Source organism: Shimia sediminis, assembly GCF_003990645.1.
In the GTDB taxonomy this organism is placed as follows: Bacteria; Pseudomonadota; Alphaproteobacteria; order Rhodobacterales; family Rhodobacteraceae; genus Shimia; species Shimia sediminis.
The window spans coordinates 1-729 of record NZ_RYZK01000074.1 but is presented as its reverse complement, the minus strand read 5'-3'; the positions used below and the strand labels follow the sequence as shown (position 1 = coordinate 729).

The following is a 729-nucleotide window of genomic DNA, read 5'->3' as shown; positions in this document are numbered from 1 at the left end:
CTGTTGTGCCATGACCTTCTCCGGTCTCCGCTTTGCCAGGCGCTTCTGTTATCGCTTGATGTTCAGAGGTGGTCTTCTGGTCATCCTTGGCTTCGGTTGCTGGGGTGGATTCTGGGTGAGCTTTGTCGTCTGGTTTTTTATCAAGGGCTCCGGACGAAGCTAAGATTGCTTCTTCGATCTTTTTCTCTTGGTGTAGTTGCTCGTCCTTATCTTTCTTTCCGTGTTCTAATTTTCCTGCTGCAAGTGATGCATCTTTGGGAGGAAACGATCCTACTGAACTGTGCTCTGGGGCAAGGTGTCTCAGTTCAATGTCTTTTTGTTCCTCTTTCTTCTCTTCGGTGGGCACAGCTATTTGGTCGTTATGGTCGTGAGGTTTCTGGTGGTCGTGGCCGGGGACGAGTGTGGTTTGTTCTGAGGGCTTTTCAGGGTGTTGCGCGTGTTGGTCCTTGCTGTCTTGTGGCTTTTCTGGTTTTGGATGAAGGTCAATGTCTCCTGGTTTATGTTGCTGTTTGTCGTTTGAGCTGGCGCTGCCTTCGGGGTGCTTTTGTTCTTCGAGCTTTGCATCTTTTTCTTGGGCTTTCGCCAAGTGTTCCGCTCCGGCTAAAGGAGCCTGTGTGGTTTTTGCCTTTTCGTTATCATCAATCGGGTAGGCCAGAGTCATGCAGAAACAGACTACGCTCACAAGGAGAATTTTATGAATCCCTCCTGCAGTCATTGTAGGTATTGTTT

Annotated in this window: 1 protein-coding gene; it reads right to left on the bottom strand. The window is 49.0% G+C overall.

All coding sequences use genetic code 11. The annotated features are described in order from the left end of the window. Positions 1-661 (bottom strand): hypothetical protein (locus EK369_RS21450; protein ID WP_206198159.1); only part of this gene is annotated, 661 nt, incomplete at its 3' end. Positions 662-729: the final 68 nt, after the last annotated feature.